This window comes from Agarivorans sp. QJM3NY_33 (assembly GCF_050870865.2).
Classification (GTDB): Bacteria; Pseudomonadota; Gammaproteobacteria; order Enterobacterales; family Celerinatantimonadaceae; genus Agarivorans.
Map to the genome: position 1 here is coordinate 2,007,767 of NZ_CP194039.2, position 20,730 is coordinate 2,028,496.

Genomic DNA, 20,730 nt, shown 5'->3' on the forward strand with positions numbered 1-20,730 from the left:
TTCTAGATGAGATCAGTATATCTGATACTTGTTCGCTAAATTGTTCGCTAAATTGTTCGCTAAATTGTTCGCTAAATTGTTCAGTAAATTTAGTACGGTAATCCCCTCGAAAATTAATCCCATGCAAAAGTAGAATTTTCTCGTATAGTAAATACAGGAGATTCAACATTGAATATTTCGTTAAATGGCTTAATGCCATTACTAATAAATTTAATTTTGTGCCCTTTCTTATATAGAGAATGGCAAAAAACTAGCGAAGTGCGGGTATATTGTAGGCTCTCCACCACTAAAGTTTAGAGACCATTTCCCTGTCTTATTGAGGAAATCACTTAGTTTTGAAAGTTGCTTGTCTACCTCTGTAGACCACTTTTTAGGCGGGCTTATAGGGTTGGCAAAGCAATATGGACATCTTAAATTGCAGTTTAACCATAGGGTTGCGTTAGCTTCAAAATCAACGTTACGATGGATGTTTGTTGCTTCTTGTTCTGAATAAATCAACGTTACGATGGATATTTGTTGCTTCTTGTTCTGAATACATCAACATTGGTTAAACCTCTTTTCTAATTGTATCTGCAAGTGTTTATTCAACTTCTATTGACTCAAATTGATTTTTAAAGTTTCCGTCATATAAGCGAATAACATTGAACTGTTCTCCAAAGCTAAGCTCTATTTCCTCAAAAATATTACTTTCAAAGGCTCTGGACGAAATAATAATGTCACTACATTTAGGTAAAGCGGGGTCGCTCAATACCGCTTTCTTAACAATTCGCTTATTTAACATTTCTCGGCCCTGGCGCAATGGATTGGTATCGATGATTCCTGCTATTTTTTCCATCGGGAAGTTCCATCTAGCAAGCTGACGCATTAAGACTAAAGCATGTACACCACCTCCCCAAAGATACACTACATTGCCCTTAACTTTACTTTTTAGCTCGTCTGTAAATGCTTTTTCTGCGCCTTCCCATTTTTTTAGGGCTTCTGGTTTAGGTAAAGATATTTGTTCCCATTCTGGATACTTCGATTGATCCCATAAATCGTTTTCTTGCAGAAATTGTTCTTGAGGAATAGTGAGTCGACATGAGCAGCGTTTGGCAGGGCAAATAACCGGTTTAGGGCTTACCTTTTGTTGAAAGTCATCAGCACAAGTTTCGGAGTAAATATTAGCCAGCGACTTTTGTTGTAATTGTTCGCAAAGGTAAACGCCGCCAGTTCTCAGAGATACATAAAAGGTTTTACGACCAGCCTCGCATACTTTGAACGTGGGGATGTAGTAGCCGTGCTCCATCATATAACGCGAGCGCAAATCTGCGACTTCGGCAAAATCAGCTTTTTCTTGTTCGCTATAATCAAAGGGAAACATCTGATCTTGATATTCGCCTTGGAAGACACTGAATCGAAAATCGACATTTAGATTTTCATAGCGTTCTCTAATTGCTTTAGGATCATCCGCACGATCGGGATAGAGAACATAATTTCCAGAGGTGGCCACTCCCTTGCTTTGTAAATAGCGAATATTATCGTCAAACAACTTATCTAAACGCTGGTTTTTTTCATGAATAGGGTGATATGAGAACAATACTCGCTCAAGGGATTGAATGGATTGGTCGTCAAAAACGTCAAATAACGGCACCGTTCCATTAGTAAAAAATTGCACCTTATGGCCTGCATTTGCTAATCGGACACAGAAATCTGCAAACCCTGGGTAGATAGCGGGCTCACCTCCACTGAACACTAAGGTCCATGTTCCTGTACGGTTGAAAAATGCTTCCATCTTTTGTAATTGTTCTTCAAGCTCTGATGGCCAAACTTTTGGCGGTTGAATTGGGTTTGCAAAGCAGTATGTGCAGCGTAGGTTGCAATTTAGCCAAAGAGAAACGTTTGCTGAGTACATTGTTTTCATTTGTATATCCGTGTTCATGAAAGCGCCATTATTAAGCCGCCAAAAAAACGTTTTTATTTACAAGCAGTTTTTATACCATTAACTGACTAGACTACTCAAGTTTATATGGTAGATACCGATAAAGTTAGGGAGTTACCATTTGTTCTTTATTCGCGAGAGGTTGTTACTTGTCTGAACCTAGAAATGTGTTTGTAATGATTATTGATACCCTTCGAGCGGATGCTGTAAAAGGATTTTGCGATCAAAGGGAAAGCGTTAACTTTTTGGAGAGAAAGTTACGCAGTGGTACTCGGTTGAGCAACTTTATTAGTTCTGCTGGTACAACCCGTATTAGTGTGAATAGCATCTTTAGTGGCTGTTACGGTGGGACGACAGGGTTGAACTACCAAAATTGTCACCAAGAGTTTGAACAAGCGCGTCATTTTAGTATGACTGAGATGTTTAAATGTCAGGGCTATCAAACCATCGGTATGACTCAAGGCCATATTAGTGTCATTCCTAACGGTTTTGACCACCTTTATACTGAGCAACAAACTTTTTCAGTTGAAAATCTTAAAACGCATCTATCCCACTCATCACATAATTTTGTTTATCTACATTTTTACGGGGTGCATGACCCCGCATTTGGTTTTCCTGAACAAATGACTCGAGAAAATTATGAAGGTTTAGTTGACTCGGTTTCAGATGAGATTGAACTTATTTGGTCGCAGGTGATTAATGAAAATGATGTGGTGGTAGTGTTAAGTGACCATGGATGCCAACTTAGAGAATCGTTCGATCCCAATTGGCGGTTTTATCTTGATGAAGAGCCAACAGCAGGGTGCTTTCTTAGTGATCAGACTTTAAAAAGTGTATGTAGTTTTATTGCGCCGGGATTGTTCCCTCAAAAAAAACTCAGTACTTTAACTAGGGGAATAGACGTACTTCCTACTTTACTTGATGCATTAAACTTACAAGTTGTTCCTGTACAAGGTTGTAGTTTGTGGCCAAGCATTAAATTAGATCTTAAGTGTAATATTCCTTATGCATTTGCCGAAACCGGCGGCGTTCAAAAAGCAGATGGGCTAGCTCCATCGATGTGCATTCGAAGTAATGGCGAGAAGTATGTTCGCTACACCACTCATGGAGAAAAACTGTATAACTTAGCCAAAGACCCACGTGAACAAGATAACTTGTTAAAACCTTCAGGCGATGGCGGCAAACTAAAAGAGTTGCTAAAGCAGCAAGTCAACGACAATAAGCAATTTTTGGCTCAAGCAGTTAAGCATTACCCTGAAGACTGGTTACTACAGAAGAATCGCTGGCCTAAGCCAAATATTTATAAAGGACAGCGAAAATTTGCTTTTTCAGGCCTTTTTGATGAACAGACAAAAAAGCATCTGCGCCAACAGATCGGGTTTGTAGAAAAGCAATGGATGGATAATAAGTTTAATATCGCAATTTATGGTGCATCTGAGCATTCAAAGACATTTATTGAGCAAATCCCTAGCTCCTTAAGTAAGCAATTTGTAGCGGTGATTGATGGAAATAGGCAAAGGCAAGGAGAGATGTTTTTGGGCTTGCCAATTGTTCATGTCTCCGAATTCGAACAGTCGTATGCTCCAGACATCGTATTAATTGGCCATCATGTATTGGCAAACGATATGTATGTCAGTTTAAAAAATGTGTGTTCCAGCCAGCCTCGTGTTTTTAATATTTACAATCTTCAGGAAGAACTTCCACTTTGGTGGGATAATGTCTTGATTTAGCGGAGTCTTTCACATTGTATTTGTGACAGTGTAATTGAATCCTGGTCTTGTAAATTTCGCTGGGCATCTTGATAGTTCGGAAATATGTCGAGGGCTTGTTGCCAGTATGCTTGCGCAGGTAATCCAAGTTTTTTTTGTGCTAGCCCAAAGTTATTCAATCCGGCTACTGAGTCTGGATATTTATTAAGATGAGCTTTTAAATGTTGTGTAGCTGTTTTTACTTGGTTTAAAGCAAGGTAGAGACTGCCACGATAAAAGTCGAGATCGTTGTCGGGTTCTATAGGCCAAGGATGCTTTGCATATTTAAGAGCCAGACAAAATTCTTTTCTAAAAATATGCTGCATACAAGCCATATAGTGCTGGGTTGCTTGATCGATATTTCTGCTTTGATATACAGCCAGTAAGTGAGTGACTTTATATTTGTTTAGTATTTTATAGGTCGCTTCTCTACTGGCTAAAGGATCGGAACTCAACGAGCCAGATGTTATGCGATAGTTCATTAGTAGCTGGTCTAAATGTTTAAAAGTGAAACCAGCAAGACTACATTTTAGCCAATAGTCATAGTCCTCCGAAGTCCTAAGGCTTAAATCATAGTCGACATTTCTAAAGCAATTTTTATTGATCAGCGGGTGGGCTGGCATGAAATTTCTTTCAAATAGCCGAGTGAAATTTGCATCTGCTGATAGATGGCTAGGGATTTTTTTTGTCAGCGCTTGACGCTGCCCTTTTTCATCGATGATGTTGTAGCTATCGATGACTAAGTCATAGCTCTTAGTTTCGGCACATTCTAATAATATGCTTAAACGCTTGGTGTCGAATACATCATCACTATCTAACCACGTCAGGTACTCGCCTTTCGCCTGCTGTTTAATGGTTTGTCTAGCGTGGGCCACACCTTGATTGTGAAGGCCTTGAATTACCCTAATTCTTGGGTCGTTATAGCTATTTAAAATGCTTTGGGTATTATCGGTACTGGCATCGTTATAGATCAAAATTTCTAGATTCTGATGGCTTTGCTGTAGAGCACTCTTTAGCGCTTCGCCAATAAAGCGCTGGCAGTTGTAGGCGGCAATGCCGATGGTAATTAGAATGTCTGTCTTATTCATCGTAAGTTTCGTTCCATTACCAGTTGTAGTACAGCCATTCTGGGTGGCGTTTATTACTGAGTAGGTAGTCGATGTTATCCAGCAAATATTGTTCACTATGGCCTAAGTTAAAGCACACTTGCTGGCGATAGTTGGCTATTTGTTGTTGCCATTGCTGAGTGTTTGCTAGCATGGCTTGAATTTGTTCTACCATTTGCTGGCAGTTGTTTACTACTTTGCCAATCTGTTCTCGGTCGCGAATGAAGGCAGAGCGCTTCAAGAAAACTTCTCTTACTTGTTCGTCTTTTGCCGAGAAAAATATCACGGGTCTTAGGGTGGATAAGGCATAGGTGTAAGCGGTAGAAGAGGTGTCACTAATCATTACCGCAGAGGCATTATAACTATCCATGTAAAAGGTTTGTTGCCCGTCTAAACGCAGCCGAGGTTCTTGCTCACATAAGCTTAAAATATCGATGAAGGGTTGCGCTAGCTCATCATTTCGCCCGTCTTTTAACATTTTTAAATCATTGGGGTGGGGCCGAAAAATAATGGTTTTATCGGGAAAATTAGCTAATAAGCTACGAATAATCGTTACACCATGGGGCGATGAGTAGGTAAGTTGGTGGTGCTGCACCGCATTTAACGACAGCGTGGGTGCGTAAATAATACTATCGATAGGGCCTTGATATGAGTCGGCGTGTTTGAGGTTGTCATCTAAGCGGGTATAGCCGCCGGGAATTAAGCAAATGCGGTTTTTGGTTTGCTGTTGCTCTATCAGCTCTTGCATCCATTGAAAGGTGGCCCGGGTGGAAGCAAAGATGAAATGCGGATCGGCGCTGTCGAGGCGATCTTGTATCCACTGTGGCTCTAAAATAAAGTCGAAGCTGGTATGCAGAATATTTAACTTGGGCTTATTACTGGGGCTGCACTCGATGAAGTGGGCGGTAATACAAGCGTCAATCTGCTCTAGTTGCTTGGCGCTGCTCGGCCCCATGTAGAGCTTAGTAAGGCCAAAGTTGTCGCCGTTAAACTCTTCATCCATTAGGGTTAGCAGATTATATTTATTTTTTAGTGGTTCGACTAAACCGCCTAGATGGCGCCTAAATCCACCGCCTCTGCCATAAAAACCAAAGGCGAGGGTTGCCTTATTTGGGTCTAAATTACCGAGTGCTTGCTGCCAAGTATCACCAAAGCAATGCTGTTCCAGCGCGTACATATCAGTGCACTGAGGACTAACAAAAAAGTCTCTAGCTTGGTTTAAACAGCGACTGAAGATGAGCTGTAAAATGGGAATACTAGGGTCATCATCTACTGCAAATATTTTGTCAGAAGCAATGTCTTGTTTTAACAAGCGCTCTATTGCCGCTTGGCGATATTGGGCTGTTGAAATGGCAATAATGTATTTAGTGATGCCTTTATCTTTTGCGGCGTCGAGCTGCTTCGCCGAGATTATCTGAGCACCTAAATATTCTCCCTGTTTAAATTCATCAACCACGTATTTTAGTTGGAAATCACTACTTGGAAATACCTTGGAAAGGTTGTGGGCGAATACGCCTGCGCCCACCAGCGCGATGTTATGGCGCTCAGTTGAGTTGTGAGTAGGCTTAGTCATCGTCACTCCAATTAATATAGAGCCAATCTGGGTGGCGCTGCTGATTTAAGATGTAGGATAGGTTGTCGCTAAAATATTGGGCTGCCGTTCCTGGGTTAAAAATGGTTTGGCGTCGAAAGGCATTAATTTGCTCCGTGATAAGCGGGCTGCCTAGCATGCTGGCGACGACTTGTTGCAATTGAGGAATGCTTTCGACTACTTGCCCCAGTTGTTCACGGTCTTGAATAAACTTTAGTTGTTTCGCCAACTGTTGTTGAAGCTGAGATTCTTTGGCGGAAAAAAACACCACCGGACGTTGAGTTGTAAACGCATAGGTAAATGCCGTGGATGAGGTATCCGATACTAAAACCGCACTGCGGTTATAACTGTCCATATAGTTAGTGGCGTTGTCGTCGATAAAGCAGTTACTCTGTTGCTCGCAATATTGCATCAAGCGCTCAAAAGCTTGGCTAATTTGGTCTTTCCTGTTGAGCTGATAAAGCCGTAGATCGCTAGGATGCGGGCGCACGATGATCCGCATTTGTGGAAAAGCCTCTAGCAAAGCCTTAACGATGGCTACGGCATGCTCCATCGAACTGGCTAAGTCACGATGGGGGTAGTCGGCTAGCGCTAGGGTGGGGGCGTATAAAATACTGTCTTGCTGTCCTTGGTAAGCCTGCGCCAACTCGATATTGCGGTCTAGTTGTAAGTAGCCACCGGGAATAATACATAAGCGATTACGCAGTTGGTGTTTCTCGATTAATCGCCGATACCATTCAAAGCAGGCTTTGGATGAAGCAAATAGATAGTGGGTATCGGGCTCGCCGATGCGAGCGGCATGGTAATCGCCGGTGAGATTAAAGTCGTAAATCACGTGAGAGAAGCTGACTCTAGGGACGGACTTTGGCGCACAGGCAAACACATGAGCGGATATAACTAAATCTAACCAGTGTTGCTGGCAAGCCGAAAAGCTGCTCATGTAAAGATGCCGTTTGGCTTCTTCGGCTTGGTTCATGGTTTCATCAGAAAAACTGAGCAGATTATATTGATGCTCAAGATGAGGAATTAACGGGCTAATATGTCGGCGAAAGCCTCCGCCTCTGCCGTAGTAGGCAAGGCCAATATTGGCTTTATTGGGCTTAAGCGTGGTTAATACTTGTTGCCACTGAGGTTCTAGAAAGTGTTTTTCTACGTCCTCCAGTTGACCTGAGTCGCTAGAGCATAGTTTGGCAACGGCCTGTTGCTGATATTCGCCGAATAGTAGCTGCAAAATTTGTAAGCCAGGATCGTCGGCGATCCGCATGATTTGTTGCGCTGCAATCCCCTGTTGGCGCAGGCGTTGATAAGCTGCTTGTTGGTGTTCGGGGTGAGAAATGGCTAGCAAAAATTTACTGACACTGCTGATATGGGCCTGGCTAAGTTGACTGACCTTATATACGGCTAAATCGAGAAAAGGGGACTGGCGAAATTCATCAACGAAGAAACGTGTTGGCAGACCGTAGTGACGACATAGGGCTTCTAAATTAGTAGCAAAATTGCCGGTGCCTACTATGGCGATGCTTAGCTGATGTTTAGTCATCGCACTTAATCCAAGAACACTGGGCGACCTGCTGCTTGGCAACCGCCAAATCTTGTAAGGTGTCTACTTCAAACCATTCATCATTGATGGCCACCGTAGCAATTTTATTGCCGCGTTGGATGAGTGCCTGTAATAGGGTGGTCATGTCGAGTTTGGCTTGTTGCTCGGGGCTGAGTTCGGCCAAATACGCTGTTATTTGCAGCCAGCCTTTGGCGCTTAGTTTAATCAAACCCATGTATTGGCCGTTAATCTCGTTGAGGTGGGAGACTCTGCGCCCAATATCGGTAAGGTAGTGGTTTTCGGCGGCAAAGCTTTCGGCGTCGTCTAAGGGGTTGTCATAGCGCGCTTGCCATTGGCTTAGCCAATTTGGATCGTAGGCAATGGCAATATCATCTTGGTTCTTCAACAGTCTTGAGACTGCGTCACTCGAATAGATGATGTCGGAATAGGAAATAATAGTGTCTTGCTCACTTAAATAGTCTTCAGCCATCATCATAGAACTCACCATATTAGAGCTGGCCCAATTGGCATTATGAAAGCGCTGGCTAAATAGCTCTGCAAAGCTGTCGCTGTAATAACCTGTAGTAACGGCGATTTGCTGAATACCTGCTTGATTTAAGGCTTGGCGCTGCCAGTCGACTAAACGCTTGCCTGCCACCCGAGTAAAACATTTGGGTTGTTTCGCAGTCAGGTCACCCAGTCGAGAACCTCGACCCGAAGCTAAAATAAGTGCGCGCATGGATACTCCTGCTGAACAAAAAGACGCTGTAATAATTGAATACTCCGCGCTTGAGCGGCGTGAGGACGCTCAGGATGCCACATGATACCGAGCTGTTTGGCCTGTTTATGTTGGATTGCTTTAATCACGCCGTCGTCAGCCCGAGCCCATACTTCAATATTGGGATCGTCGAGAGACTTAAAACCGAAGTTGTGAAAGCTATTTACACTAATGGTTTGCTGGTTAATTTGGATGGACTGTCTGGGGCAAACATGGCCAGCGGTGGCTTGCAGTGGGTTTCCAAGGCTTTGCAAAAGAGCTTGCATACCGCGACATACCCCCACTAACGGCTTATTGTGCTCCAGCGCTAGCTTAATTAATTGTTGTTCGGTTTGACTACGTGGATCGGCCAATTGTGGGTCAAACTCGCCGCCGCCAGTTAAAATGACCCCAGCTGGTTTGATTTGCTGCCAAAGTCGCATCACAAGCTCTGCGTGGTTAGGGACTGGAATCGCTAATATATCGGCTTGCTGCAATAGCTGTGGCCAGCGTTGGTCTAAGCAATCATGCCATTCTTGATGGGGGCCTAGTTGGTGTTGCTGAGAGACAAATACGCTAATCATGCGTGAATGGTTACTTTTTTGTTGGCACAATCGATGTGCAGCCGCTTAGCTTTGGACCACTGTTGGTAAAGCGCTTGTCCTGCGCCAATAATGGCCGGTAAACCCAACTCGTTGGCACGGATCGCCATGTGCGAATTGCAACCACCAAACTCGGTGATAAGGCCGGCGATGCCTTTGGCAAACAGCCAGTCAAAGCCAGGATCGGCACTGGGTATACAGACGATTTTACCTTTCAAGTCTTCAAGTACGCTGGCATCACATACTTGCCCGGTAGCGCTGCCATGGGTAATGAAATTAGGCTCACTGGCTAACAATTGAAAATGGTAAATATCTTCAGCATTACAGATCAGTGCCGGTAAGTTAAGTTGCTGAGCCAGCTGCTGTTTTTGCTTGCCCTGAGCAATGGATTGACTCAAGGCTTGGGCTGGGTTTTCGGCATTGCCAATAAAGTTACGGATCACATTGATGTCGGCATAGGCCATGTCTTCTCGAGAGAAGTGATATTGCTCACCGAGTTTGGCAATATCTTCAATCGCGTCACTGAGTGATTGAGTAAAGACGAACTTGGCAAATTCACGGCCTTCAATGGCGGAACCAATGAAGTGGAAAAAGGAGTCCACACTGTGGTTGATGCCATGCTGCTCAAGTAGAGTGTGCAGCTTTTGATATTGTTCAGCTTCAAGTTGGAAACTATTTGGTTTCGCTGGCTCTTCTGGCGGAGCATTCCAGTCAAAATATTGCTCTGGCGCTACATCGTAGCGCGGTGAATTGATGTCGTAAGTGCCAGGGCGCAGGTGGCCGTATTTCGCCAAAAAGTGCTCTTTATCCAACTGATTGAAATCTTTACTGAGCTGGCCACTAACCGTTTGTAATGAAAGTAGATATTGCTGATATTGTGCGGCACTCATTACCTCTTCATTGACTAAGGATTGCAGCAGTTGAACCGCAATAAAGCCGGCGCGAGCTAGCCCGGCAAAGGGTAATGTGCCATAACGTTTGCAGTCTTCGAGTAGCCAATAGATGCGCTGCTGTGGATCGTCAATTTGTTGATTAACAATCGCTTGGCGCTGTTTTAGTTTTTCAATGCGATGTAGATCTTGGATCCACAGGCCCGAACGAGGGTCGATGATTCTATTGGTAAGGTTGCGTAAACTAATGGCCAAGGTTTGGCACTCTAGTTCAGAGAAGCCAGCGGCTTTTAGCCCCGCCATACCTTGTTCGATATCTAGGCTGTAACAAGATAAAACGATATCAAATTCAACTTTGTCGTGAAAACTGGGGTTGCTGATTAGCCGATTGAGATAGTAATCCACCAGTTTATCCGCTAATGCTGCGGGTAAGTCGTTAGGAATAAACGAATTGAAGCTGGTTCTTACATCGATATAGGGCAGCCCCTTTAAGTCAACCATTAAGGGAAAACTACGCAGGTTTTTATAACCATAGTTATTTCGTTGGTAGGCCCAAGTGCTATCGGTGATCAAATCTTTATATAAACTCAATGCCATGGGCTTGGGACGTAAGCCAATGATTTCAGCGGGGTTCCAATCTGGCATCACACCCAGTACCGAGCGTTGCCCACTAAGGTAGGGATGGGGCTTAAATAATTGCTTTAGTTTAGTTTCTATATCTTGTAGGGCTTGCTCGAAGGGCACCTTAGCGGCCGAGCTGGCAACGATTAAAGGGCGCACTTGTAACAGCACCGGCTGAGCTTGCTGCTCAACAAAGGCAAATTCGATATCTAATTCAACATCGGGAAAGATTTGTTTCAGTTGTTGAGTTAGCTGCCACAGTGTTTGATGACGAGGGCAAGCATATTTAGGAGCGGCTAGGTAGTGAGTAATAATCTGGTTACTTTCGCCTGCCGTAACGGTATCGGTGTGTCCATCGTTGGACTCGCTAATGACGAGATAAGGCGCACCGGAATCAGGAATACAGCTAAACACCACGCCACAGTGACTCACATTATTTAATTGTGGCTGAATAAACACCACTTCGTCGGGGCTTAAATGCTCTTGATAGCTGGCAAATACTCGCTCTATGGCATGGCGCAGTGCTTCGGCAGTAGATATTTTAGCGACACTTTCAAACTTGCCAGCGTTGGACTGTTTACTGCAGTCTTCTTGTGAGCAACTGCTGCGAACAATGACTTGCTCACTGCCTAGTTGACTTAGTATTTGCTCAAGTTGTGCATTACTAAGGGCATTAAAATCGGCATACTTTATTAACACGCCATCCAGTAATGTGGCGCTAAGTTCGCAGCCTTGCAGTGAAAGTAGCGTACCCCCTTTGCTGGTAAAACTCATTGGAGGATGGTTGATACTATCGAGCATACTGAGATTTTCCTGCATCTTGTTGATTTAGGTATTCAAGCAATTCTTTGGCCATGTTTTCTGGTGTTTGACTGCCGCTGTCAAATATTATTTCCGGTGAAAGTGGGTACTCAATTTTGAGTTGGTCTTGTTCGGTATGTGATTGATGAAAATCACTACCTGGAAGATAAAGGCCTTTTTTGTTTCGTTGTATCAATACTTCACTACTGGGTTTTAATAGTACTTCGGTATAGCGAGTCATGTTGGCTCTATTCCAGGCATGTACCTCACGATACATGGCTACCACCGACACAATAACTAAGTGACCTTGTTCGGCTAGCATATGCGCTAAGCCTGCATATTGCTGAGAAAGTGCTTTTCTTCCTGCTAAAGAGTAGTCGTGATTGTTGAGAGCTTGGCGCAGCTTATCGCCGTCAAGTAATACCGGTTGATGTTCTTGAGTGATTTGCTGCAATGCCTTAGCTAGAGTGGTTTTACCCGAGCCTGGCATGCCGGTTATCCAAATTACTTGTCCTTTCATATTGCGTTCTCAGGCATGGCAAGGCTTAAGCCAGCCCTGCTGGTTAAATTATTTTAACTGAGCACACCACATTCTGGTGGTGTAGGGCACTTTGATTTTATCTTCAGGATAAGCATCAACCAAGGCTTGAATGGCGTCGATAATTTGTGGGAATTTATCACCTGCTTGGCGCTCTAGCGTGGCGTGCGAGCGCCACGCTTCTACTAAGTCTTCTCTGCTCTGCATATGGTCGATGTTGCCTTCGATGTAATGCACTTCTTCAAACAAACCACTTTGGTTGATGATGTCGGTTTGATCTTCGCGGCGACTCCCGTAGCTATAGCCGTCGATGTGAGATTTGATGACATCTTCAATCTTACTTTGGAAGGGGTCATCTAAATCACGATGATTCCACATACAGGCAAACCAACCTTTATCTTTTAAGATGCGCTTGGTTTCTTGCAAGGTCACTAAACGGTCTGTCACGTTAAACGAAGAGCCAAAAGTGACAAGATCGAAGTAGTTATCTGCTTGGCCTGTATTTTCACCGGTGCCTTCAAACCAACTTACTTTAGGCTCATCTTGGGTTTCTAGCTTGCCGTATTTACGCATTTCATCGTTGGGTTCTACCGCAATAACCTTGAGCTGTCGTTTTAGCAGTTCTTTAGTGAGGTGAGCCACCCCTGCACCAACATCGCAAGCTTGTGAGTCGGGGCTAATATTGCCAAGTTCAAATAGGCGGTCAATAGCATCTGCCGAGTAAGTGGCGCGTTTTAAATAGGCTTTGGCTAAGTCGGTGTAATCCCATTCTGTTTTCATTATTTGTTCCCATAGTCTGCGCTTATGCGCTGTCGATTCTGTTGGCTGAATAATAAACTGCTTATTGCTCAGTCCGCGGTATTTTTTAAATTCATCGCTTGATATAAGTATTCGGCCATTTGCCAGTCTTCTTGAGTATCAATATCCTGAACCTGATAGCGGGAGAGGATGATGGCCTCAGAGCTGGTGCTAAACATGCTAGCTCCGTTTTCTAGGGCTGCTCGCCTCCACCAGTAAAACTGGCCGGCATCATGATAGGCCTCGGTTAAATCTTGTGAGCGTTTCGCCATGAACTCGGGGTAAAAAGCTTCCACTCCGCCCGTTGGACACAGCTTTATTGCTCGCTGAATAGGAAATGCAAAGCTGGTGGCGGAGAAGCTAGTTTGTACAAGCGCCTTGTTCAAGGCTTGCTTGCCGGCCCTTAAACTCTCTTTGCAAATAAAAGGAGCGGTGGCATACAGGCAGCAAATGCTCGAGTAAAGTGACCTATCTGGGTCAACAACGTCAACCGCATGTTTTATCACTTCGGTGGTGCCGGTGTAATCATCGGCTAGCTCTTTGGGGCGAATAAATGGTGCACTAGCCCCATAGTGCTCGGCGATGGCAATAATTTCTTGGATATCGCTGGAGACGATTACCTCATCAAACAGTTGACTCTGTACGGCGGCTTCTATCGACCAAGCAATCATTGGCTTGCCACAAAAATCTTTAATGTTTTTCTTAGGGATGCGTTTACTTCCGCCCCTTGCAGGGATCACGCATAGGCTCTTATTCATTCATTATCTCCAGCAAAGACCGTATCACTCGTTGCTGTTGTTGATCACTTAAATCAGGGTAGACGGGTAGTGATAAGGCATTAGCAAAGTATTGTTCTGCGCCAGAAAATGTGTTGATGGCGGCATCACTTATTCGATGATATGGCTGGCGGTAAATCGGCATATAATGCAACTGACAGTGAATCTTCTTATCGGCTAACCCCTGATATACCACATCTCTTTTATTGTTCGGAATAAGCACTACCACTAGGTGGTGGGCACTTTCGCCTTCAATATTTTGCTCTAGAAGTGTTAAGTTGCTGACGGTAAGCGCGGATTGGTAATTTTGAAATATCTGTTTTCTACGTTCAATAAAAAAGTCAATTTTTGCCAGCTGGCTTAAACCAAGTGCAGCGTGTAAGTCAGATAGTCGGTAGTTATAACCCAAATGCTGTTGCTCGTAGTACCAGCTAGGTTGTTCAGCCTGCTGGAGCTCTGATGGCTCTTTGGTGATACCGTGAGAAGCCAGCTGTTTTAGTCGTTTAGCGGTGTTGGGATCATTAGTGGTTATCATCCCACCTTCGGCACTGGTAATGCTTTTAACAGGGTGAAAACTAAATACACAGCAATCGCTATATTGGCAATTACCGATTTTTTTTCCTTGATAACTTGCGCCCAGCGCATGGCAAGCATCTTCTATTATGTTGATCCCTAGGGGATGACATAACTTGAATATTTCTTGCATGTCGCAACTATTGCCCGCCAAATGCACGACAACAATGACTTTGGGAAGTGAGCCGATTTGCTTTGCCTGTTGTAATTTTTTAGTTAAAGCAGCGACTGAAATATTTCCAGTATTAGCATCAATGTCAATAAAGCTAATAGAGGCACCACAATACAGTGCACAATTGGCCGATGCAACGAAACTGATGGCCGAGGTCCAAACGATGTCACCAGAGATTACACCTAAAGATAAGCAAGCAAGGTGAAGCGCTGCGGTTCCGTTACTACAGGCAATTGCATGGGTGCTGCCTACGTAGTTTGCTAAAGCCTGTTCAAACTGAGCGACTTGAGGCCCTTGGGTTAGAAAGGGGGAATTTAAGGCGTCTACTACTGCTTGCACATCATCTTGGTCGATTTGTTGCTTACCGTAATAAATAGGATCGCTCATGGCTTATCGAAGCTCTTTGATTTGTTCGTTTGTGAGGTAATGTGGGTTAGATAGGGAATTGTACTCCATACCCACCTTGACCTTTTTACCGCTTTCACCTAGAGCGTTTTTTTGGAAATCGTTGGTACGGCTGCTAAAAGAAATAGAAGGTGCGATCACGTAATGGTCGTCAAACTCAAAAGTATGATAAGAGTCATCGGCGGGACACATGACTTCGTGAAGTTTTTCACCGGGGCGAATACCAATGATATGGCTGGCCAGATTGGGAGCCATGGCTTTGGCTAAATCTACAATGCGAACAGAAGGGATTTTCGGCACAAAAATTTCGCCGCCGTGCATTCGCTTAAAGTTATCGACCACAAACTGAACCCCCTGTTCTAAGGTGATCCAAAAGCGGGTCATATCTGGGTGAGTTATCGGTAGTGATTCGGCTCCTTCATCAATCAGCCGTTTAAAGTAGGGGACTACACTGCCACGAGATCCGACAACATTGCCGTATCTTACAACCGAAAAACTAGTGTCTTGGTCACCAGCAATATTATTGGCGGCAACAAATAGCTTATCTGAAGCTAGTTTAGTCGCGCCGTAGAGGTTGATGGGATTCGCTGCTTTGTCAGTAGATAAGGCGATAATTTTTCGTACCTTATTGTGTAAGGCGGCGTTAATCACATTTTCTGCACCATTAATATTGGTTTTGATGCATTCCATGGGATTGTATTCAGCAGCGGGAACTTGTTTTAACGCGGCCGCATGAATAACGTAATTAACCCCGCGCATCGCCATGGTGATACGGTCTCTGTCTCGCACATCGCCAATAAAATAACGCATGCAAGGTTGGTTGAAGATTTGTTGCATCTCAAATTGTTTTAATTCGTCACGAGAATAAATAATAACGCGTTTGGGCTGATATTTTTCTAATAGTAACTTAACAAACTTTTTACCAAACGAACCGGTACCTCCAGTTATTAATATCTGTTTGTCATTAAACATCCACTATTCCCACTTTCAAATTTGATCATGCATTGTCATATATATTACGAATTATGCAAAGCTTATACCTAGAAGCCTATCCAATTTCGATCACTAAACATAGTCACCGTGGCTCTATTTGTTCATTTCTTCAACGGAATCCACAAATTCTTTTACCGATACAAGCAATTGTTTATGCTTTCTAGTCTCACACTTATTATCTAGCGTCATATTTTTGTCGGTTTTGCAGCTTGCGGCTTGCGAATTTTTGACGCCTGTTTACAATAGTTGCAATCGATATAGAAAATGTGATGTCGCAAGGTAGCTGAGATTATATGCAGAGATTAGGGATGCAAGCATCCAAAATGGTTTTAGTGTTGGACGGAGAGCCGACGCGAGCAAAAGAGCTTGAAACGGTGCTGGGTTTTATTGGTCAACAGTTTAGCATTTGTGAGCGTAGCAGTATTGAGCAGCAACTCAACGGCATTGAAACGGTTATTGTTATCAGTAATGAGACCCCTCAGGCATTTGATATTATCAGCCAGTTTCCTCAGTGCCCTTTTATTAGTGTTGGTGACGGTGACGCGATTGATACAGTACCAAACTTAATTGGCCATTTAGACCGTCCTTTCAGTTATGAGCAGCTGACTCAGCTATTACACCATTGCGATGCTTATCTGACTCATTTACCCGGTAAAGTCTCGCCAGCTAAAAGCGAAAGGTTAAAGCAAAACTTGATTGGTAAAGGGATTGCTATTCAAGAGATCCGCCATCTAATTGAACAGGTAGCAAGTAAAGAAGCCAATGTACTGATCCTTGGTGAATCAGGTACCGGTAAAGAGGTGGTTGCGAAGGCGATTCATGACCATTCACCGCGTAGTGGTGGTCCGTTTGTTCCAATTAATTGCGGGGCGATCCCTCCTGATCTGCTCGAAAGTGAGTTGTTTGGGCATGAAAAAGGCGCATTTACCGGCGCCTTTGCTATGCGTAAGGGGCGTTTTGAATTAGCCGAAGGGGGGACGCTGTTCCTCGATGAAATTGGTGATATGCCAATGCCAATGCAGGTTAAGTTACTGCGAGTATTACAGGAGCGCCAGTTTGAGCGAGTTGGTGGTAGTAAAGAGATTCACGCTAATGTCAGAGTCGTGGCGGCTACTCACCGTAAATTAGAACGAATGATCGAGCAAGAGAAGTTTCGAGAAGACTTATATTATCGTTTGAATGTTTTTCCTATTGAAATGCCTTCGTTACGGGAACGCCAAGATGATATTCCACTATTATTGCAGGAATTAGTCAATCGCCATGAGGAAGAACATGCTGCCGTAGTGCGTTTTACGCAACGAGCGGTGGAGTCCTTGATGCAACATCAGTGGCCGGGTAATGTTCGTGAGCTATCGAATTTAGTCGAACGCTTGTTGATTTTGCATCCAAATCAGATCGTTGATGTGAATGATTTACCACCTAAGTATCGGCATATTGAGGCTGATGTTTACGAACCCAATTATAGTCCTGAGTTAGCCGAACGAGATGCCTTGCTCGCGATATTTAGTGATGAAGATGCTTCGGTATTTTCAGAGCCAAACCCAGAACTGTTATTTCCGGTCGAAGATGAGGTCGAATTGGCGGACGATGGCTGGGGAGGGGGGCAGCAATTACCAGATGAAGGTGTCAACTTGAAAGAGTTATTGGCTGAATTGGAAGTCGACCTGATCCGTCAAGCACTTGAGCAGCAAGATGGGGTTGTGGCTCGCGCCGCCGAGCAACTAGGGATGCGCCGAACCACCCTCGTAGAAAAGATGCGAAAATATGGTTTAAATAAAGACGGCTGAGTTATTTCCCATGTAATGCACTGAATAATAGTCTTTTTTTTGTGGCATGATATTTGATTGTACAAGTACTGATAACGGTTTTATGACGCGGAGCAATTGTCATGCCTTCAGTACTTATACAACAGCAACCAGCTAGTCTTTCTGAGCATAATCTTGCTCAAATTTTTGATGTAATGCCCTCTGGCTTGATCTTGCTAGACAATAAAGGTTTTGTCTCTCGCGCTAATCCAGTCGCTAAACAACTGCTGGGAGATGATATTGAGCAGCGGCGATGGGCAGAAGCCGTTCCCAAATTATTTGCACCGAAAGCCGATGATGGTCACGAGTTATCTCTGGTTGATGGGCGGCGAGTTAAGTTGAGCTTGTCCCCATTACAAGATACGCAAGGCCAACTCATTGTTCTCACTGATATGACTCATACTCGGCAATTGCAGGCGAATGTTGCAAAGCTCCAGCGAATGTCAGCACTTGGCAATATGGTTGCGTCATTAGCCCATCAAATTCGAACCCCACTCTCCGCAGCAATGCTATATGGCTCAAATCTTTCTAATAAAACCTTATCCGATGCGTCTCGAGAAAGCTTTCAAATCAAAATGATGGCCCGTTTAAATGATTTAGAAACGCAGGTCAATGACATGTTGTTATTTGCTAAAAGCGGCCAAAAAATGGTTGTGAGTACGGTGTCCGTTCAACAACTATTGGAGCAGTTGCAGGCGGCAACTGATGCTTGTGTTCGCCAATATAAAGTGCAGTTGAGTATCATTTGTTGTCCGCAAGAGATCGATATTTTGGTGAATGCGAACGCTTTGGTGTCGGCGCTCGCGAATCTTATTGAAAATGCAGCGCAACTTAGTGAAGAAGGTCAAGAGATCCGAGTCTCGGCTGGATTGAGGGAGCATATGTTGGTGATTGCAGTAGAAGATCAAGCCGGAGGGATAGCTATGGACCAAGCGGATAAGATTTTTGAACCCTTTTATACGACCAAGCAAAATGGTACAGGTTTAGGCCTCGCCGTTGTGAAATCGGTGGTTAAGGCTCATCAAGGCGATATTTGTTTAGAGGATACTCCATTAGGGACTCGTTTTTTGGTGAGCTTACCACTTGCTGAACCTTATCATCATGAGCTTGCTGTGGGAGGGCAATAATATGAGTCAATCTAGAATTCTCATCGTAGAAGATGATTCTGGTCTTCGTGAAGCTTTGGTGGATACTCTGTCTTTGGCGGGTTATTTATGTGAACAGGCGAATAGTGCTGAGGCGGCCTTACTCACGCTCGCTAATGAACCGATTGATCTGGTGATTAGTGATGTGCAAATGGGCGGTATGGATGGTTTGAATTTATTAAAGAATATCAAACAGAAATGGCCACAACTCCCAGTATTGCTGATGACTGCTTATGCAAAAATTGATGATGCGGTTTCGGCGATGCGTGATGGCGCGATCGACTATTTATCAAAGCCCTTTGCACCTGAAGTTTTACTCAATCAGGTTGGGCGTTACGCGCCATCAATTAAGGTTGAAAAGCGGGAGCCTATCTACGGTGATCCATCTACCGAAGCCTTATTAGAGTTGAGCAAAAAGGTGGCTGCATCAGAAGCCTCTGTCTTGATTAGTGGCCCTAGTGGTGCCGGTAAAGAAGTACTGTCACGTTATATTCACGATAGCTCGGCACGCGCCGAGCAGCCCTTTGTCGCGATTAACTGCGCGGCTATTCCGGAAAATATGTTGGAAGCCACGTTATTTGGTTATGAAAAAGGCGCTTTTACGGGGGCGATTAAAGCCTGTCCTGGCAAGTTTGAGCAGGCGCAGGGCGGGACTATTTTGTTGGATGAAATCAGCGAGATGGATCTTGCTTTGCAAGCCAAGTTACTGCGGGTGTTGCAAGAGAAAGAAGTAGAGCGTTTAGGCAGCCGCAAGATGATCCAACTTGATGTACGTGTTATCGCAACCAGCAACCGAGATATGCGTGAGATTGTTAGTCAAGGACGATTTAGAGAAGACTTGTATTATCGTTTAAACGTGTTTCCATTATCGTGGCGGCCTCTGAATCAGCGTCCCGGCGACATATTACCTCTGGCGCAGCATTTGCTGTTTCGTCATAGTAAACGTCACTGTGAGCTGAGTTTAAGTGCCCAACATAAGTTATTAAACCATAGCTGGCCAGGCAATGTACGAGAACTGGACAATGTAATGCAAAGGGCGCTTATCTTGGCTAATGCCGAAATAATTGATAGTGACTGCTTGGTGATCGAGAACCAATTAGAACCCAGTCAAATACAATCGGTACTGGCTGAATCAACCGCCAATAGCGAGCCTTTAGGTAATGAATTGCGTCAGCAGGAGCAACAGATTATTTTAGAGACGCTAAAATCCTGCAAAGGAAAGCGTAAAGATGTGGCCGAAAAGTTAGGCATTAGCCCAAGAACCTTACGTTATAAACTGGCTCGAATTAAAGACTCGGGGATTGAGTTGCCAGCTTAACTTTAAGTGCATCGGCCTACCGGTGTTGGTAGGTTGAAGACTTAAGCACCAACACCATGCATGCGCTAGGCTGTTTGCTTAAGCCTAAAACCGCCAAGGAAAATCAAAGCAAGTGCCATAAGCAGGATTGTTTGCGGCTCAGGAACTGAGCTTGTGCCTATGCCGAGAGTATAAAGTTGGAAATACTCGTTGCTGTGGATTGCACCGTCTTGTTCTTTGACTTGAATTTTGTTGAAGGGGGCGCTGATAAAACCCATAAATAACTCAATATTGAAGAAGCGGTGGTGAACATCGTTTGGCCGATATTGCTCTCATCATTGAAAAAGTTGATGGTGAAGGTACTGGCTTTCGAGTCGTCTTCATCGCCAGAGGCAAGCGCCTGAAATAGTATGTCAAAGTTTTCATCGTCATTAACGCCCTAGGATAAGCCATCTCAGACCCTCGTTGAGGTGTAAAAATATGTGGACTGGTTGCGGGGTTACCAACAGCAATTGGCATTGTTGATAGTGATGTTGCCACTTTGACTAACAAGATATTGATTGGTTAAACCAGAACCTCTTGCGAATTGCTCCTGCTGCCACGCATTGCCGCCAGAGGCTGTGCTGGTAATATTGGCAGAAAGGGGGGTGTGAA

18 protein-coding genes are annotated in these 20,730 nt (G+C 44.1%); 4 read left to right on the top strand and 14 right to left on the bottom strand.

Going from position 1 to position 20,730, the window contains the following annotated elements; genetic code table 11:
- Positions 1-228 precede the first annotated feature (228 nt).
- Both ACRRSY_RS09145 and ACRRSY_RS09150 read right to left on the bottom strand, forming a co-directional pair.
- A complete protein-coding gene (locus ACRRSY_RS09145; protein WP_432463020.1) occupies positions 229-498 on the bottom strand; it encodes a radical SAM protein in 270 nt (89 codons plus the stop codon).
- An 82-nt stretch (positions 499-580) separates the two neighbouring features.
- Positions 581-1,918: a radical SAM protein gene (locus ACRRSY_RS09150; RefSeq protein WP_432463021.1), complete on the bottom strand. Its 1,338-nt coding sequence runs from the start codon at positions 1,916-1,918 to the stop codon at positions 581-583.
- 176 nt (positions 1,919-2,094) lie between these two features.
- Here ACRRSY_RS09150 and ACRRSY_RS09155 point away from each other — a divergent pair, with 176 nt between their 5' ends.
- Positions 2,095-3,648, top strand: coding sequence for a sulfatase-like hydrolase/transferase (locus ACRRSY_RS09155; RefSeq protein WP_439033353.1), 1,554 nt, complete (start codon positions 2,095-2,097; stop codon positions 3,646-3,648).
- Here ACRRSY_RS09155 and ACRRSY_RS09160 read toward each other — a convergent pair.
- The 11 genes from ACRRSY_RS09160 to pseB all read right to left on the bottom strand — a co-directional run bounded on the left by ACRRSY_RS09160 (position 3,645) and on the right by pseB (position 15,808).
- On the bottom strand, positions 3,645-4,754 hold the full coding sequence (locus ACRRSY_RS09160; RefSeq protein WP_432463022.1) for a glycosyltransferase: 1,110 nt from the start codon (positions 4,752-4,754) through the stop codon (positions 3,645-3,647). The genes ACRRSY_RS09155 and ACRRSY_RS09160 overlap by 4 nt on opposite strands.
- 16 nt (positions 4,755-4,770) lie before the next feature.
- The gene (locus ACRRSY_RS09165; RefSeq protein ID WP_432463023.1) at positions 4,771-6,345 is read right to left on the bottom strand and encodes a CDP-glycerol glycerophosphotransferase family protein; all 1,575 of its coding nucleotides are present in this window, start codon (positions 6,343-6,345) and stop codon (positions 4,771-4,773) included.
- On the bottom strand, positions 6,338-7,903 hold the full coding sequence (locus tag ACRRSY_RS09170; RefSeq protein ID WP_432463024.1) for a CDP-glycerol glycerophosphotransferase family protein: 1,566 nt from the start codon (positions 7,901-7,903) through the stop codon (positions 6,338-6,340). The genes ACRRSY_RS09165 and ACRRSY_RS09170 overlap by 8 nt, the downstream gene beginning before the upstream one ends.
- Complete coding sequence (locus ACRRSY_RS09175; RefSeq protein ID WP_432463025.1) at positions 7,896-8,642, bottom strand: sugar phosphate nucleotidyltransferase; 747 nt, start codon at positions 8,640-8,642, stop codon at positions 7,896-7,898. The genes ACRRSY_RS09170 and ACRRSY_RS09175 overlap by 8 nt, the downstream gene beginning before the upstream one ends.
- On the bottom strand, positions 8,624-9,244 hold the full coding sequence (locus tag ACRRSY_RS09180) for a gamma-glutamyl-gamma-aminobutyrate hydrolase family protein (protein WP_432463026.1): 621 nt from the start codon (positions 9,242-9,244) through the stop codon (positions 8,624-8,626). The genes ACRRSY_RS09175 and ACRRSY_RS09180 overlap by 19 nt, the downstream gene beginning before the upstream one ends.
- On the bottom strand, positions 9,241-11,574 hold the full coding sequence (locus ACRRSY_RS09185) for a PEP-utilizing enzyme (RefSeq protein ID WP_432463027.1): 2,334 nt from the start codon (positions 11,572-11,574) through the stop codon (positions 9,241-9,243). Before ACRRSY_RS09185 ends, ACRRSY_RS09180 begins: the two co-directional genes overlap by 4 nt.
- Positions 11,564-12,094 (bottom strand): adenylyl-sulfate kinase, encoded by a 531-nt coding sequence (locus ACRRSY_RS09190; protein WP_432463028.1) that lies wholly within the window; start codon positions 12,092-12,094, stop codon positions 11,564-11,566. Before ACRRSY_RS09190 ends, ACRRSY_RS09185 begins: the two co-directional genes overlap by 11 nt.
- A gap of 48 nt (positions 12,095-12,142) precedes the next feature.
- Positions 12,143-12,892: a class I SAM-dependent methyltransferase gene (locus ACRRSY_RS09195; protein WP_432463029.1), complete on the bottom strand. Its 750-nt coding sequence runs from the start codon at positions 12,890-12,892 to the stop codon at positions 12,143-12,145.
- 68 nt (positions 12,893-12,960) lie between these two features.
- Complete coding sequence (gene pseF / locus ACRRSY_RS09200) at positions 12,961-13,668, bottom strand: pseudaminic acid cytidylyltransferase (protein WP_432463030.1); 708 nt, start codon at positions 13,666-13,668, stop codon at positions 12,961-12,963.
- Positions 13,661-14,818, bottom strand: a complete 1,158-nt coding sequence (gene pseC, locus ACRRSY_RS09205) for a UDP-4-amino-4,6-dideoxy-N-acetyl-beta-L-altrosamine transaminase (protein WP_432463031.1) — start codon at positions 14,816-14,818, stop codon at positions 13,661-13,663. Before pseC ends, pseF begins: the two co-directional genes overlap by 8 nt.
- A 3-nt stretch (positions 14,819-14,821) precedes the next feature.
- Positions 14,822-15,808, bottom strand: a complete 987-nt coding sequence (pseB, locus tag ACRRSY_RS09210; RefSeq protein WP_432463032.1) for a UDP-N-acetylglucosamine 4,6-dehydratase (inverting) — start codon at positions 15,806-15,808, stop codon at positions 14,822-14,824.
- Between the two features lie 329 nt (positions 15,809-16,137).
- On the opposite strand from pseB, the gene ACRRSY_RS09215 reads away from it, so the two are divergent.
- The 3 genes from ACRRSY_RS09215 (at position 16,138) to ACRRSY_RS09225 (ending at position 20,097) form a co-directional block, all read left to right on the top strand.
- Positions 16,138-17,616: a sigma-54 dependent transcriptional regulator gene (locus tag ACRRSY_RS09215; RefSeq protein ID WP_432463033.1), complete on the top strand. Its 1,479-nt coding sequence runs from the start codon at positions 16,138-16,140 to the stop codon at positions 17,614-17,616.
- A 101-nt stretch (positions 17,617-17,717) separates the two neighbouring features.
- The gene (locus ACRRSY_RS09220) at positions 17,718-18,761 is read left to right on the top strand and encodes a sensor histidine kinase (RefSeq protein WP_432463034.1); all 1,044 of its coding nucleotides are present in this window, start codon (positions 17,718-17,720) and stop codon (positions 18,759-18,761) included.
- 1 nt (position 18,762) lies between these two features.
- Positions 18,763-20,097 (top strand): sigma-54-dependent transcriptional regulator, encoded by a 1,335-nt coding sequence (locus tag ACRRSY_RS09225; RefSeq protein WP_432463035.1) that lies wholly within the window; start codon positions 18,763-18,765, stop codon positions 20,095-20,097.
- Between the two features lie 65 nt (positions 20,098-20,162).
- On the opposite strand, the gene ACRRSY_RS09230 is transcribed toward ACRRSY_RS09225, so the two are convergent.
- On the bottom strand, positions 20,163-20,354 hold the full coding sequence (locus ACRRSY_RS09230; protein WP_432463036.1) for a PEP-CTERM sorting domain-containing protein: 192 nt from the start codon (positions 20,352-20,354) through the stop codon (positions 20,163-20,165).
- Positions 20,355-20,730: the final 376 nt, after the last annotated feature.